Annotated in this window: 12 protein-coding genes; 6 read left to right on the forward strand and 6 right to left on the reverse strand. The window is 69.7% G+C overall.

From position 1 onward, the window contains the following. Nucleotides 1-55 precede the first annotated feature (55 nt). Nucleotides 56-733 (forward strand): DUF4328 domain-containing protein, encoded by a 678-nt coding sequence (locus tag ACGFIV_RS24990; protein ID WP_392837940.1) that lies wholly within the window; start codon nucleotides 56-58, stop codon nucleotides 731-733. Here the strand turns inward: ACGFIV_RS24990 and ACGFIV_RS24995 are convergent. Both ACGFIV_RS24995 and ACGFIV_RS25000 read right to left on the reverse strand, forming a co-directional pair. After that, complete coding sequence (locus tag ACGFIV_RS24995; RefSeq protein ID WP_358552046.1) at nucleotides 627-4,319, reverse strand: DNA polymerase III subunit alpha; 3,693 nt, start codon at nucleotides 4,317-4,319, stop codon at nucleotides 627-629. The two genes, ACGFIV_RS24990 and ACGFIV_RS24995, sit on opposite strands and share 107 nt — an antisense overlap. Further along, nucleotides 4,319-4,585, reverse strand: coding sequence for a DUF6504 family protein (locus tag ACGFIV_RS25000; protein ID WP_358551986.1), 267 nt, complete (start codon nucleotides 4,583-4,585; stop codon nucleotides 4,319-4,321). The genes ACGFIV_RS24995 and ACGFIV_RS25000 overlap by 1 nt, the downstream gene beginning before the upstream one ends. Nucleotides 4,586-4,876: 291 nt before the next feature. On the opposite strand from ACGFIV_RS25000, the gene ACGFIV_RS25005 reads away from it, so the two are divergent. The 5 genes from ACGFIV_RS25005 (at nucleotide 4,877) to ACGFIV_RS25025 (ending at nucleotide 10,834) form a co-directional block, all read left to right on the forward strand. Beyond that, nucleotides 4,877-6,040, forward strand: a complete 1,164-nt coding sequence (locus tag ACGFIV_RS25005) for an extracellular solute-binding protein (protein ID WP_358551988.1) — start codon at nucleotides 4,877-4,879, stop codon at nucleotides 6,038-6,040. An 11-nt stretch (nucleotides 6,041-6,051) separates the two neighbouring features. Continuing rightward, nucleotides 6,052-6,945, forward strand: a complete 894-nt coding sequence (locus tag ACGFIV_RS25010; protein WP_392837943.1) for an ABC transporter permease — start codon at nucleotides 6,052-6,054, stop codon at nucleotides 6,943-6,945. 28 nt (nucleotides 6,946-6,973) lie between these two features. Then, nucleotides 6,974-7,843 (forward strand): ABC transporter permease subunit, encoded by an 870-nt coding sequence (locus ACGFIV_RS25015; RefSeq protein ID WP_358551992.1) that lies wholly within the window; start codon nucleotides 6,974-6,976, stop codon nucleotides 7,841-7,843. Next, nucleotides 7,840-8,955, forward strand: a complete 1,116-nt coding sequence (locus ACGFIV_RS25020; protein WP_392837945.1) for an ABC transporter ATP-binding protein — start codon at nucleotides 7,840-7,842, stop codon at nucleotides 8,953-8,955. The genes ACGFIV_RS25015 and ACGFIV_RS25020 overlap by 4 nt, the downstream gene beginning before the upstream one ends. 70 nt (nucleotides 8,956-9,025) lie before the next feature. Further along, nucleotides 9,026-10,834 carry a protein kinase gene (locus ACGFIV_RS25025; RefSeq protein ID WP_358551996.1) on the forward strand — a complete coding sequence of 603 codons (1,809 nt, stop codon included), beginning with the start codon at nucleotides 9,026-9,028 and terminating at the stop codon, nucleotides 10,832-10,834. A gap of 44 nt (nucleotides 10,835-10,878) precedes the next feature. On the opposite strand, the gene ACGFIV_RS25030 is transcribed toward ACGFIV_RS25025, so the two are convergent. From ACGFIV_RS25030 to ACGFIV_RS25045, 4 genes are all read right to left on the reverse strand, one after another. Further along, nucleotides 10,879-12,201, reverse strand: a complete 1,323-nt coding sequence (locus tag ACGFIV_RS25030) for an MFS transporter (RefSeq protein WP_358551998.1) — start codon at nucleotides 12,199-12,201, stop codon at nucleotides 10,879-10,881. Nucleotides 12,202-12,551: 350 nt separating this feature from the next. Beyond that, complete coding sequence (locus tag ACGFIV_RS25035; protein ID WP_392837948.1) at nucleotides 12,552-13,286, reverse strand: Mut7-C RNAse domain-containing protein; 735 nt, start codon at nucleotides 13,284-13,286, stop codon at nucleotides 12,552-12,554. 81 nt (nucleotides 13,287-13,367) lie between these two features. Next, nucleotides 13,368-13,658 carry a hypothetical protein gene (locus tag ACGFIV_RS25040; RefSeq protein ID WP_358552002.1) on the reverse strand — a complete coding sequence of 97 codons (291 nt, stop codon included), beginning with the start codon at nucleotides 13,656-13,658 and terminating at the stop codon, nucleotides 13,368-13,370. A gap of 172 nt (nucleotides 13,659-13,830) precedes the next feature. Continuing rightward, complete coding sequence (locus tag ACGFIV_RS25045) at nucleotides 13,831-14,673, reverse strand: hypothetical protein (RefSeq protein WP_392837949.1); 843 nt, start codon at nucleotides 14,671-14,673, stop codon at nucleotides 13,831-13,833. Between the last annotated feature and the right edge of the window lie 183 nt (nucleotides 14,674-14,856).

Consider the following 14,856-nt stretch of genomic DNA (forward strand, 5'->3'; position numbering starts at 1 on the left):
GCGCTACGTCCCAAACGAAATACGACCTATCAGCGCATGCCGGGGGGAGACAATCATGCGCTATGCCCGATCCGCAGTGAGCAGGTCGGCGATCGGCGTCTACCTGGCGCTCGCCGCCCAGATCGCCACCCTCACCTGCCTGGTGGTCTTCGAGGAGGCCCGGGGCAAGCTGCTCGCGCGGCAGGTCGCGGTACTGGGCAGCAATCCCCACGCGCCGGGCGCCGATGCCGTCGTCGGCGCGGTGACGTGGTTCGCCGTGCTCATACTCCTGGTCGTCTGCGCGACGGTCGCCGCCGGCTTCTCGTACTTCGCATGGCTCCGCCAGGCGGGGGCGACCCCGCGCATGATCGCCATCGCGTGGTTCGTGCCCGTGCTCAACCTCGCGGCTCCGGCGCTCCTCGTCCACGCCCTCCGCGAGGACGCGGGCCTGCGCGAGGGCCGCCGCCGGGCCTGGCTAGCCCTGATCGCCGCCTGGTGGGCGTGCTGGCTGGCCATGGTGTTCCTCATCCTGATACGGCTGCCGGTCACGCACTCGCCGCAGGGCAAGGACCTGACCGGGCTCGGCCCGTCGGAACTGGCGGTCGCGGTGCTCGCCGCCCTGCTGTGCGCGGCCACCGTCAGGGAGGTCACCGAGGCGAGGATGAGCTCCCGCCCTTCGGGGATCGCGCCCCGCCTGAAGCTGCTCCCCGCGCTGCGGTCGCTTCCCCGGCACACGTATCCGGCCGGGGACTGACCTCCTTCGCCTCCCCTGACGGAGGGGCCTTCTCCCTGGGGGTGACGTCCATAGTGTCCCGCCGGGGGGTGAACGCCATCGGGCCCGAGCTGCCCGGGCTGGCGTGCCAGAGCTTGCGCGGCGGGATCCGCAGGCCGGGCGGGGCGCCGTTGTCGGCGTAGGGGGAAAGCCGGTAGCCGTTGCCGTACTCGATGGGACGCCCGCCGACGCCCCCCGTCCCCTCGCGGACGACGCCCAGCATGGCCCACACCTTGTCCATGCCTCCGGTGCGCCAGGCCTCGTCCACCTCGACGAGGTTCCAGCAGTCCAGGGCGCGCAGGGACACCGCCCGCGCGCCGACCCGCCGTACGACCCCCTTGGCGACCATCAGCCACGACCCGAAGATCGTGGCGGCGCAGTGCCCCTGCACCGACTCGAAGAAGGTCAGGTCGATCGGGCCGGTCGAGTCGTCCAGCGTGGTGAAGACGACCCGTTGCCCCGAGCGCACCGCCGGGGTCTGCGTGGCGACCTTCACCCCCGCGACCAGGATCTCCGCGCCGTTGCGCATCTTGAGCAGCTCGTTGGACCTGACGACGCCGATCGCGTCGAGCAGTTCCTCGTGGAACCGGATCACGTGGCGGCTGACGTCCATGCCGAGGATCTCCAGCTCGGCCTCCACGGCCTCCGCCTCGGTCATCTCCGGGAGCTCGCCCGGCTCGATGCGCTCGGTGAACCCCATCGGGATCTGTACGACCGGAGCCGCCTCCCCCGGACGCGGCCCGCCGTACCGCGAGCGGGAGCCGGCTCGGGCCCTCTTCCCCGACGTCACGCCGGTGGAGGACGCCCGGTCCAAGGCTCCGACCTGGGCGAGCAGGTCACGCCGGGTCAGCTCCCCCGGACGCCAGCGCGGGCCACCGGGGTGCAGCCCGTACAGCGCGTCGACGCCGCCGACCTGGATGATGCGCTCGGCGACCGGCCTGGACGGGCGGGCGCGTTCCCAGAAGTCGGCCAGCGAGGTGTACGGCCGGCCCGCGACCATGCGCTCCACCTCGGCCTCGCTGATCCCCTTGACCGACGAGAACGGCACCCGCAGGCCGTACCCCTCGGGCTCCGTGCGCCGTTCGACGAGCCAGGTCCTGCCGGAGTGGCCGACGTCCAGCGGCAGGACCTCCACCCCGCACTGGCGGGCCTCGTCGAGGATCACCCGGTTGGGGTACATGCCGGGCTCGTGCGTGAGCACCCCGGCGAAGAACGCGGCCGCGTGGTGCCGTTTCAGCCAGGACGACTGGTAGGTGGGCAGCGCGAACGCCGCCGCGTGCGCCTTGCAGAACCCGAAAGAGCCGAACGCGTCGAGCACCTTCCACGCCCGGTCGGTCGTCTCCCTGTCGAACTCGGGGAGCACCTCGCCCTCCCACCACGCGAGAACCCGTTCACGGCCCTCGGGGGTGCTGAGGTCGCGGCGGATCCTCTCGGCCTCCGACAGGCCGCAGCCGGTCATGATGTCGACGATCTTCAGAACCTGCTCGTGGAAGACGACGACGCCGTGGGTCTCCAGCAGCGACGCCCTGAGCTTCGGGTGGGGGTAGTGCGGCTCGCGCCAGCCGTGCCTGGCCTCAAGGTAGGGGGTGACCATGTCGGAGTTGACCGGGCCCGGCCGGAACAGCGAGATGTCCACGATCAGGTCGTGCATCGTGCGGGGCTCCAGCTTGGCCACCAGCTCCCTCTGGCCGGGCGACTCGATCTGGAAGCAGCCGAGCGTGCGGCCGGTGCAGATCATGTCGTACGTCGCCTGGTCGTCGTGCGGGACGCCCCTGTCGAGGTCGACGTCCTGGCCGTCCACCCGCTTGATCTCGCTGAGCGCGTACGCCATCGCCGACTGCATCCGCACGCCGAGCACGTCGAGCTTGAGCAGCCCGGCCTCCTCCACGTCGTCCTTGTCGAACTGGCTCATCGGGAACTCCAGCAGGCTGCGCTCGACGGGGGTGCGGTCACGCAGCCCGGAGTTGCCGACGAGCACGCCGCACGGGTGCAGGGCGATGTGCCGGGGCAGCCCGTCGAGCTTCTCCGCGAGCCGGAACATCGTCGAAAGCGCCCGGTCGTTGAGGCCGCTGTCGCGCAGCTCGGGCAGGTCGGACAGGGCGGAGCGGATCTGCCTGGCCCTGATGTGCGGGAACGCCTTGGCGATGACGTCGGTCTCGTGCGGCGGCAGCCCCATGGCCGCCCCGACGTCGCGGATGGCGCTGCGCGCCCGGTAGGTCTCCATCATGGACACGCAGGCCACCCGGCTCTCGCCGTACCGTTCGAGGATCGCCCGGTAGCAGTCGAGCCGCCGCGCCGACTCCACGTCCACGTCGATGTCGGGCAGCCCCTTGCGGCCTTCGGACAGGAAGCGCTCCATGAGCAGGCCGTGGTCGAGCGGGTTCACCTCGCCGATGCGGATGAGGTAGTTGACGAGGCTGCCCGCCCCCGATCCCCTGATCGCGCAGCGCACGCCCATCTCGCGGATCATGTCCGTGATGCCAGATACGACAATGAAATATCCGGACAACTGCTTCTTCTCGATGATGTGCAGCTCGGTGTCCAGGCGCTCCCTCGCCTCGCCGGACCGCTCCAGGCCGCGGTCCGCGAGCCCGTCCTCACACAGGTGCCGCAGCAGCGGGACGGGGTCCCTGCCGACCTCCGGCAGGTGGAGCCGTTCCTGCCCGCCGCGCAGCGCGAGGACCTCCAGGGGTTCGAGCACGCATAGCTCCGCGACCTCCCTCGTACGGGCGAACAGCTCGCGCGCGCGGTCACGGTCGCCCTCGCAGATCCGCGAGGCCACCTGCCACATCTCCTTGCCGCTCTTGAGGTAGGCGTGCGAGGCGGAGTGCTCCAGGTGCCTCGGGTGCAGGGGTACGAGCTTGCGCGCGGCGTCGAGCACGTCGCCGACCCGGTAGTCCCCCGGGTCGAGATGGCGCACGGCGTTGGTCAGCACGGCGGGCACGCCGGCCGACTCGGCCAGCGCGAGCATGCGCAGTGCGGCGTTCGCCTCCCGGTAGCCGTACTGGTCGACGACCTCGACCACCACGCCGGGAACCGCCGCCCGCCACGCGAGGAGCAGCGCGCGGGCCTGCTCGTCTCGGCGCGCGGCCAGCGCCCGGCCGACGTCGGACCTCGGGCCCAGCATGACCAGCAGCCCGCTCGCGTGCTGGGCGACCAGGTCACGGGTCACCCGGGGCTCGCCCCGCTCCCCCGCGTAGTGGGCGGCGGTCGTGAGCCGGCACAGGTGCGCCCACCCGCCGGCCCGCGCCAGCACGGTGACGCGGACCTCGCCCCCGTCACCCCGGCCGGAACCGTCGCTCCGACCGGAACCGGAGCCGGAGTCCCGGCCGGAACCGGAGGAGGAGCCGGGGCCGGGGCTTCGGAGTGCCAGGTCGACGCCGACGACGGGCCTGACGCCGGCGTCGGCGCACGCCTGGACGTGCTTCACCGCGCCGTACATGCCGTCGCGGTCGGTCAGCGCGAGGATGTCCATCTCGTGCTCGGCCGCCCGCCGGACCAGCTCTTTGGGGAACGCCGATCCGTACCGCAGGGAATAGGCGGAGGCGACGTGCAGGTGGGGGAACATCAGTCCCACGCCCGCAGCAACAGCCAGCCGCCGCTCGCGGTGTCGAACCGCAGCTCGTAGGAGCCGACCTCCTTGGACGGGCTCGCCTCGACCCGCCAGAACCGGCGTTCGCCCGGATCGTTCTCCGAGACCTTCCACCACTCGCGGGAGGTCACCCAGTGGTCGAGGACCCGGTGGACGACGTAGAGCCGGTCGCGCCACACGAAGCGGGCGGGCTCGTCGTCGCGGGTCCACACCTCGATGGGGTCCCCATAGATTCTGCTCAAGGCGCTTCTTCTCCCTGGGCCTCTCGAACGTGTCGGCACCCGGGGGAAGACGGGCGGTGCTACATCGAACATATGTTCTCACGGCCCGGAGGGCAAATCACCACAGCCCACACGCGCCGTATGGGACCACTGGGACGGATGAGGCGTCCAGGCAAGATCTTGGTGAACCACCGCAGGTCAGTTACTTCATCTTTTGTTCACATAACTACACCGGAACGCAGCGAAGTAGATGCGAGTTGTTGTCCCAGCTCATTTATGTTTTCCCCACACCTCCGATAGTGGGAGCAAAGCGTGCATTCACCCCGAACGCGTATCGTCGGCCTCGCGGCCGTGCTTACCGTTGCTACTTCCCTGGGCGCGGCGTGTGGTGCCGCACCGACGACCAGCTCCGAGACCGGTGCTTCCAGCGGGGGCGTCGCCGCCAAGACCGCGACCTCCGCCGCCGACCTCGGCGGCCTCGACAAGCTCGTCGAGGCGGCCAAGAAGGAAGGCCAGCTCAACGTCATCGCCCTTCCCCCGGATTGGGCGAACTACGGCGAGATCATCCAGGCGTTCACCACCAAGTACGGCATCAAGGTCAACAGCGAGAACCCCGACGGTTCCAGCTCCGACGAGATCAACGCCGTCAAGACCCGCAAGGGCCAGGACCGCGCTCCGGACGTGCTCGACCTCGGCACCGCCTTCGCGCTCAGCGGCTCGTCCGAGGGCCTGTTCGCCCCGTACAAGGTCCAGACCTGGGACAAGATCCCCGAGGGTCAGAAGGACGCGAACGGCACCTGGTACAACGACTACGGCGGCTACGTCTCCATCGGGTGCGACGCCAAGCGCATCAAGGAGTGCCCGCAGACCTTCGCCGACCTGCTGAAGCCCGAGTACAAGGGCAAGGTCGCGCTGAACGGCAACCCGACCAAGGCGGGCTCCGCCTTCGCCGGGGTGTTCGCCGCCTCGCTGGCGAACGGCGGCTCCTTCGACGACATCCAGCCCGGCCTGGACTTCTTCAAGAAGCTCAAGGGCGCAGGCAACTTCAACCCGGTCGAGTCGACCCCCGCGACCGTGCAGAACGGCGAGACGCCGATCAGCATCGACTGGGACTACCTCAACGCGGGGTACACCGAGCAGTTCGCCTCCAAGGGCGTCGACTGGAAGGTCACGGTGCCCTCCGACGGCAAGTACGCGCAGTACTACGCCCAGGCGATCAACAAGGACGCCCCCCACCCGGCCGCCGCGCGGCTGTGGCAGGAGTTCCTCTACAGCCCCGAGGGCCAGAACCTCTACCTGAAGGGGTACGCCCGCGCCGTGCTGCTGCCCGCCATGCAGACCGACGGCACGGCCGACGCGGCCCTGGTCGACAAGCTCCCCAAGGTCGACGGCACGCCCGAGTTCGCCAGCGACGCCCAGGTCACCAAGGCCAAGGAAGTCCTGGCCACCGGCTGGGGCGCCGCGGTCTCCGGCTGACCTCCACTCACATGGCCGAAACTCACGCGACGGCTCCCGCGGAGCTTCCCCGGGCCAACCCGGTCCGGGGAGGCGGGAGCCGTACCCGCTCCAAGGGCTGGACCGCGGCGCTCCCCCTGCTGCTGTTCGTGGGCCTCGCCTTCGGAATCCCGGCGGTCGCCCTGCTCGGCGGAGCGTTCACCTCAGGCGGCTCGCCCAGCACCGCGAACCTCACCGCGTCCCTCCAGGGCGCCTATCTCACCGCGCTGCTCGGCAGCGTGAAGCTGTCCGCGCTCGTCGCGGTGGCGGGCGCCGTCCTCGGCACCTTCCTCGCCCAGGCCGTGGTCACCTCGCGCTTCGGCGCGCTGCGTGAGGCCGTGCTGACGGCCTCCGGAGTGCTCGCCAACTTCGGCGGCGTCCCGCTGGCCTTCGCCTGGATCGCCACGCTCGGCAACTCCGGCGTGCTGACCACCCGTCTCGGCCTCGGCGACCACGGCTGGAGCCTCTACAGCTTCTGGGGCCTCGCCCTGGTGTACCTCTACTTCTCGGTGCCGCTGATGGTCCTGGTCGTCGTACCCGCCCTCGACGGGCTGCGCCCGCAGTGGCGCGAGGCCGCCCAGAACAACGGCGCGAGCGCCTGGCAGTTCTGGCGGTACGTCGGCATTCCGGTGCTCACCCCCAGCCTGCTCGGCGGGGTGGTGCTGCTGTTCGGCGGCGCCTTCGCGGCGTACGCGACCGCCGCCGCCATGGTCGGCACGGTCGTCCCGCTGGTCACCCTGCAGATCGCCGACGCGCTGACCGGCAACGTCCTGATCGGTCACGAGAACGTCGCTCTGGCGCTCAGCTTCGACATGATCGTGGTGGCCGGCCTCGTCATGGCGGTCTATCTGCCCCTCCAGCGCAGGAGCGCCCGATGGCTGCGCTGACCCGGATGGCCCAGGACAGGAGCGCACGATGGCCGCGCTGACGCCCACGGTGCTCCCCGACGTCGGCACGCCCGCAACCCCCGCAGGGCGTCCCCGGCGCGTACGCGTCTGGCGCGGCGTGGTGCTGGTGCTGGCCGCGCTGTACTTCGTGACGCCGCTGCTGGCGTCGTTCGTCTTCACCGTCAACGACCCCACCAAGGGCTTCACGCTCGACGCCTACCTGGAGATCTTCTCCGCCGAGGGCTTCGTCCAGAGCCTGCTGCTCTCGCTGGGGCTGGCCGTCGCGACGATCGCGGTCGTGCTGGCCCTCACGCTCCCGGCGATGCTGGCCGTACGGCTCAGCGCGCCGAGGCTGCGTCCGGTGATGGAGGTGATCTGCACCCTGCCGCTGGTGGTCCCGCCGATCACGTTCGTGGCCGGCATCAGCACGGTGCTGCGCTGGGGGCCCGACTACCTCGCGACCACGCCGTTCTACCAGACGATCATCGCCATCCAGAACCCGTCGTTCCCCGTGGTCCTGGTCATCGCCGACGTCGTGCTCGCGCTGCCGTTCGTCTACCGGGCGCTCGACGCAGGGCTGGGCGCGATGGACGTCCGCACGCTGGTGGAGGCCGCGAGGAACTGCGGCGCCTCCTGGCCGCACGTGATGTTCCGCGTGATCATCCCCAACCTCAAGGCGGGTCTGGCCAGCGCGTCGTTCCTGACCCTCGCGCTCGTGCTCGGGGAGTACACCGTCGCGCGACTGCTCGGCTTCCAGCCGTTCTCCGTGTGGATCGTCACGATCTCCGGGGCGAACGCCGCCATGTCGGTCGCCGTGTCCATCTTCAGCCTGCTGCTCACCTGGCTGTTGCTGCTTGTCCTTTCCACCGCCGGCACCAGGCAAAGGAGTGGTTCGTGAACGGGGCTCGGGTGGAGTTCCGGGGGCTTCGCCGTACCTTCGGCACCGCCGTCGCCCTCGACGGCCTTGACCTGACCGTCGAGCCGGGCGAGATGATCGCCCTGCTGGGCCCGTCGGGCTGCGGCAAGACGACGGCGCTGCGCTGCGTCGCGGGCTTCGAGACCCCCGACGAGGGAGCCGTGCTGGTCGACGGCGAGGACATCACGCGCGTACCGGCCAACCGCCGCGACGCGGGGATGGTCTTCCAGTCCTACAGCCTCTTCCCCAACCTGAACGCCCGCGACAACGTGGCCTTCGGGCTCCGGGTGCGCAAGGCCCCCACGGCCAGGCGGCACGCCCGTGCCGCCGAACTGCTCGAACTGGTCGGCCTGCCGTCCCACGGCGACCGCTACCCGCACCAGCTCTCCGGCGGGCAGCAGCAGCGGGTCGCGCTGGCCCGCGCGCTGGCGCTGGAGCCGCGCGTGCTGCTGCTCGACGAGCCGCTGTCCGCGCTCGACGCCAAGGTCCGGGTGTCGCTGCGCGAGGAGATCCGGCGGCTGCAGCTGTCGCTGGGCATCACCACGATCTTCGTGACCCACGACCAGGAGGAGGCGCTCTCGATCGCCGACCACGTCGCGGTGCTCAAGGACGGAAGGCTGGAGCAGTCCGGGTCCCCCGCCGACATCTACGACCGGCCGGAGACGCCGTTCGTGGCCGAGTTCGTCGGGACCATGAACCACCTGCCCGGCCGGCTCGGCGAGGACGAGGTCGAGGTCATCGGGCAGCGCCTGCCCGTACACGGCCGGCGGCCGGACGCAGCCGACGTCGACGTGCTCGTCCGCCCCGAGACCGTGCTGGTCACCCCGGCGGAGGACGGGGAGGCGCTGGTCGTCACCTCGTCGTTCCGGGGCGCGTCCGTACGGCTGCGCCTGCGTCTCGGCGACGGGACGGAGATCCTCGCGGACCTGCCGGGACACGACGCCGCGCGGCTCGCGCCCGGCGGCCGTGCCACGGTGCGGCTCGTGGAGCGGCCGGTCCTCGTCGCCGCGCGGACGGCGGCACCCGCCTCGTCTTCGGCTTCGAGCTCGTCTTCAGGCCCGGATTCGGCGGCCGTCCTGCCTGCGGCCGGGTAACGGGATCTCGCGAGCGTCGATCTCGATAGGGTGGCGGTCGCATATAGGTGCATAGCGGTAAGGCAACGTGGTGAACAACTTAAGTCCGAGTGAACCCTCTCAAATCGGCCACTACCGGCTCATCGGCCAGTTGGGCCAGGGTGGGATGGGCACGGTCTATCTCGGCCAGGACCACACCGGGCAGAGGGTCGCCATCAAGGTGATCAACGCGGAGTACAGCCGCCACGAGCAGTTCCGTGTCCGCTTCCGCCGCGAGGCCGAGTCCGCCCGCCGGGTCCGACGCTTCTGCACGGCGGCCGTCCTCGACGCCGACCTCGACGGCGAGCAGTTGTACGTCGTCACCGAGTACGTCGAGGGACCCAACCTGCACGAGGCCATCCAGGCGTCGGGGCCGCTGCGCGGCTCCAGCCTGGACGCGCTGGCCGTCGGCGTCGCCACCGCGCTGACCGCCATCCACAGCGCGGGCATCGTCCACCGCGACCTCAAACCGTCCAACGTGCTGCTCTCCCCGGTCGGCCCCCGGGTCATCGACTTCGGGATCGCCCGGGCGATGGACACGCTCAGCGGGATCACCGGCACCGGCGAGCTCATGGGGACCCCCCGGTACATGGCTCCCGAGGTGCTCCGCGGCGACCCCTCCTCACCCGCGTGCGACGTGTTCTCCTGGGGCTGCCTGGTGGCCTTCGCGGCCAGCGGACGCGCTCCGTTCGGCGGGGAGTCGCTCCCCTCGATCGTCTACCAGGTGCTCAACACCGAGCCCTCCCTGGAGGGGATGGAGCCCACGCTCCGCGCCCTGGTGGCGGCGACGCTGGACAAGGAACCCCTGCGCAGGCCCACGGCCCAGCAGATCCTCGACCACATGGTCGGCCGTACGACCCCGGAGCGCGCCGAGCACTCGGTGATCCAGGCGTGGCAGGGATCCCCGACCCTCCAGGGGCAGGCGCCGGCCATGCACGTACAGGCTCCCTACCAGGGACAGGCTCCCACCTACCAGGGCCCGCCGCCGACCGTCCCCGGACAGGCCCCGACGTACCAGGGGCAGGCGCCGGCCGCCGCCGTGCAGGACCCGGCGGCGTACCAGAGGCCCGCCGATCCCGCGGCTCGCCGCAAGCGGCTCATCGGGCTCGGCGTGGCGGGAGTGGTCCTGGTCGCCGCGGCCGGGCTCGGCCTGCGCGCGCTGCTTGCGCCGTCCGGTCCGCCGACGGACCTGAGCTCCCTCTACAGGGACGACTTCAACGAGAGCGGCACCGGCTGGGGCGGCAGCGAGTACACCGGCAAGCAGTACGGCATGTACGGATACGCGCCCGGCGGGTTCTACGCCGTCGACGTGAACGACGCAGGCGCGGAGAGGATAGAGAAGGCCCCCATCCCCTTCGTCCCCAAGCAACCGGCCACCCCGAATCCCTCCGCGACCCCGACCCCGACCACGCCCGAGCACCTGCTCCTGACCGTGACGACGACCATGAGGGACTTCAAGGGCACCGGGGAGTACGGGCTGTACTGCCGGGCCGACGAGGAGTCCAGGCAGAGCCGGTACGAGTTCCTGCTCACCCAGGACGGCGAGGCACGTATCCGGCGCGTCACGAAGGGCACGGGCGGCAACCTCACCGCGCCCGCGGCGGCCGACGTCGTGAAGGGCGCTCCGGCCTACCTCCAGGCCGAGTGCGCCGCGACCACCGAGGGCGTGCGGCTCAGGATGTGGGTCGACGGCCGGTTGGTACAGTCGTACGTGGACAACTCGGGAAGGCCGGCGAGTCTCCCCAACGGGGACGTCGGTTTCCTGGCACGGGTGCCGGAGAAGTCCGGAGCCTCCCTCAAGATGTCCTTCGACGACTTCACGGTCGAGGGTCCCGCCGACAGCGCCCCCAGGTCGAGTTGACGAACGTCCAGAACTCCCTGAACGTCCAGAACGCCGTCTGACGTCTACGACACCGTCGGAACGCGGTTGAGCTCGGCGGCGTACGCGATCTCCTCTCTGATGACCTCGCGCCCCGGCCACCTGGTGACGGCGACCGCCATGATGACCAGGCCGCACAGGGACCACGTCCCGATCACGATCGCCACCGGGAACCTCTCCGCGAACGCCCCCGCCACGAGCACCGCTCCCGCGTGCGTGAGCTGGATGCCTCCCTGCATGATGCCGAAAGCCCGTGCCCGATAGGCGTTCGGGAGCATCTGGACGAACAGCCCGTTCAGCGGCACGAGCACCGTGTTGACCGCGCACGCCGCCAGCAGCACCAGGAGAAGCACCACCCCGAACGGCGGCACGACCAGGACCGGCACGAGCAGCAGCGGACCCGCCACCAGGAGCGGCTTGAGAAGCTTGAGCCGCCGTTCCGGGCCCGTCACCCTCGTCACGCACGCTCCGATGACGGCCCCGATGGGGAGCGCCGCCATCAGCAGACCGGTGATCTCCGAGCCGCCCCCGAACTCGGGCGCCCAGGCCGCCGCGAGGCCCTCCGGGACGATCAGGATCGCCACCACGCTGAACACCACGAGGGCGGTCGGTCTCATCACCCGGTGCCCGAAGACCAGGCGCAGGCCGTCGCCGGTCTCCCTCAGCAGCGACCGCCGGTCGACCTCCGTCACGGGAAGCGGCCTCGGCCGTACGCCACGCCAGAGCAGCAGTGTCGAGGCGCCGAACGTGGCGGCGTTGACCAGCAGCGCGCTGTGCCCGTCGATGGCGGTCACCACGCCGCCCACCGCGTACCCGGCCACCTGCGCGGCCTGACCCGCCATGTTCTGGAACGAGAGACCGACCACGTACCTGTCCCCGGTCAGCAACTGCGCCACCATCGCCGAGCGGGCCGCCTGGAACGGCGGCGTGAGAAGCGAGGCTCCGAGCAGCAGCAGGAGCAGGGCAGGAAGCGGCATGCCGGGAACGGCCATCGTCCCCAGGATCAGCATCCGGGCCACGTCACAGATGATCATGACCCGCCGGTACGGATAGCGCTCGGCGAGCGCGGCGAGCACCGGCCCCCCGGCCACCCAGGGAAGATAGCTGATCGCGAAACCGATGGCGGACAGCAGCACGGAACCGGTGTCGCGGAAGACCAGGAAGGTCACCGCCACCTTGGCGAAGTAGTCGCCGACCCACGAAAGGACCGCCGCGCCGAACAGCGCGCGATACTCGGCGACCCCGAACACCTCCCGGAACGTCGCCGGCCGATCGACCCCTGGGGCATCGCGGATGACCCTGTGCGCGGGCGCGGCCTGACTCTGGACCTCTATCAGCTTCTCGCTCACCGGCGCTCAGTCCTTATGCATCCAAGGTCGCAGGTGGCGTGGTCCGGCGTGGGAGCCCGTGTCACGCCTGCTTGACGGGCGTAGCCACGGATAACGTCAGGCCGATTTCTCCCATTTCGACATGTGAGGCTACAAACAGTCATGATTCCAGAACGTCACGAAATCCGAACCTTTTCACCGGCCAATAGGGGTTCCCCCAACCGAGGGCGTATGGTCCCATGCCTCCGGCATTCAGTGCCGCTATCGCCACTATCACCGCATGGCCGCAATCGCCGCATGCCCGGAAGTAGGATGCCGCGCACCGCAGGCGGGTGGTGCCACGCTCCACCCAAGGCCAGGCTCGCGCGGTGCTACTCCCCCTCAGCCGGCGGTGCGACCGGATACGCGGCGGCGACGATACGCTCCGCCTCCTCGACGACCGCTTCCAGCCGGGCCCCATGCGCGCCATGCCAGTACACGCGATCACACGCGAGGCATCGCGCGAACCTGTCGTAGCTACGGCGGGTGCCCGGCCTCAGACGTCCCTCCACCTCGCTCTTCTCCACCGGGGCTACCGGGCCGTTGCACGCCGGGCACCTGGTCCAGGGCGCGAGCGATGGCGCGAAACGCTCCAGCACGTCGGCGAACTGCTCCTGCGGCCGCGCACCCCGGACGTACGCGCCCATCCAGAGGCTCCTCCGGCGCAGCAGGCCACGGTCCTGCGTGAGCAGCACCCGCCGCTCGTCGTTGGCCCGGACGATCAGCGCGTCGTCATCGAGATCGCTCTCATACGCGGTGTCGACCCCTACGAGCCGAAGCCGCCGCGCGAGCGTCCCCAGGTGCACGTCGAGCAGGAATCGCTGAAAGGGAACAGCCTGCGGCCTCCGCACCCCGAGGACGCTCACCACGTCGCCCGCCTCCGGCCGGTACGACGGCGTAACCTCCCGCCCGCCGACGACCAGACGCCCCACCTCCGTCAACGGCACCCCGAGCGACTCCACCACATGCCCCAGCGAGGACGTCCCGTCGTAGCGCACCCACACCACATCGCCCCGAAGCCGCGCCGCCAAAAACCCCCGCGACTCCCCCTCAACCCGCAATCCCAACTCCCCCACATCCCCAGCATGCCAGGCCGGCCGCTACCACCTGTGAGCCCCGGCTACGCCCCGACCGCAAACTCCGGGTCGTCAGAAGAAGAGGTCCTCGATCACCACGGCGGTGGCGGCGCGCTGGATCCAGGCATCAAGCTGCGCCAGATCCTTGTGGGCGAGGATGCGGCTCCGCGTTTCATCCGAAATCAGGACCCCTCGACCAGACAGGACGATGCAGAGCGCTTCCGCCTTTCCCTCGACCCTGCCCTCCGCCTTTCCCGCGGCGACGTATTTCTTCGCGAAGTCGCTCTGGTACTCGTAGGTTCCCGCATCCACCAATACCTCCATATGCATCCCAGCCACCTCGGGCGGCGTCGTCAGCGGCAAATCGGGTAGAGCGAGCCCGCTGTGCGCATGAACTCCGGATGGGAGTCGCCGCAGGTGCCTGAGCGGGGTCGACGCCGTTCCTCACGCCATCAAGGAAGCAGTCCCACTCGAAGGCGGTGCAACGGATGACCTGAGCATCAGGCTTGCAAGTGGGACGTACGTCCACAGGTCGTCAGGAGAAGAGATCCTCGATCGCCACGGCGGTGGCGGCGCGCTGGATCCAGGCATCGAGCTGTGTCGGGTCCGTACAGGCCACAATGCGACTTCGCGTTTCGGCCGAAATCGGGATCCCTCGACCAGACAGAATTATGAAGATCGCCTCAGCCTTTCCCTCGGCGACATATTTCTTCGCGAAGTCGCTCTGGTACTCGTAGGTTCCCACGGCCATCAATACCTCCATATGCTTCCGAGCCACCTCGGGGAGCGCCATCAGCACAAAATCAGCGTACAGCCGAGCCCGCTGGACATCGACGACCGCCAGGGCGGCCAACAGCGCCTCCAAGACCGGCTGAGCTTCGATACCACCGCCGTGGGCCACCGCCGACAGCACTGCGAGCTCGGGCGCGTCGACCGCCTCAGCGGGATCGGTCACTACCGGAACCGCCCCCGGGCCGACGACCATCGGAGCGAGTCTCCAACCCGGATGGCCCATCTCGATCGGCATCGCGCACCATTTCGCGATACTGGCGTCGGTACACACGACCAGCAGAACTGTCGGACAGCGCATCCGCGCCCGCACCGACGCCAGATACACCGGCCAGCTCCACCGCTTGCTCTTGTCCCTGCCCCGCTGCACCTCCACCACGACCGCGAGCACCGGATCACTGTCCGAGAACACCACCACCGCGTCCGCCTGATACTCCACCGGTGGGCACTCGGTCAGATCCCCGGACTCGACCCTGGCCTCGCGGTAGCCCGGCACCGGCATGCCCAGGGCCTCGACCAGCAATTCAGCAGCCAATTCCGGACGATTTTTGAAAAGCAGGATCAATGCTTCATGTTCTTGCGATGGCATGGCGGGGACGTTACTACAGAGATAAAGGGCGAGCAAAAGAGTGTCAGCATCACCCCTTAACTAACTCGAACACCCGAAAGGCATATTTTCCATTAAAAATCCCACTTAACTGCGCTATCAAGACATCCGTAGAGGTTAGATTGGGCCGTTGGCCGCTGCGTAGTGGGATGACGGGGGGTAGAA

The sequence above is a fragment of the Sphaerisporangium sp. NPDC049003 genome, assembly GCF_043197795.1.
Classification (GTDB): Bacteria; Actinomycetota; Actinomycetes; order Streptosporangiales; family Streptosporangiaceae; genus Sphaerisporangium.

Excerpts from the sequence above, each read along its gene's own strand:
- ACGFIV_RS24990 (WP_392837940.1), top strand. The coding sequence starts at position 56 with ATGCGCTATGCCCGATCCGCAGTGAGCAGGTCGGCGATCGGCGTCTAC.
- ACGFIV_RS24995 (WP_358552046.1), bottom strand. The coding sequence starts at position 4,319 with ATGTTCCCCCACCTGCACGTCGCCTCCGCCTATTCCCTGCGGTACGGA.
- ACGFIV_RS25010 (WP_392837943.1), top strand. The coding sequence starts at position 6,052 with ATGGCCGAAACTCACGCGACGGCTCCCGCGGAGCTTCCCCGGGCCAAC.
- ACGFIV_RS25015 (WP_358551992.1), top strand. The coding sequence starts at position 6,974 with ATGGCCGCGCTGACGCCCACGGTGCTCCCCGACGTCGGCACGCCCGCA.
- ACGFIV_RS25045 (WP_392837949.1), bottom strand. The coding sequence starts at position 14,673 with ATGCCATCGCAAGAACATGAAGCATTGATCCTGCTTTTCAAAAATCGT.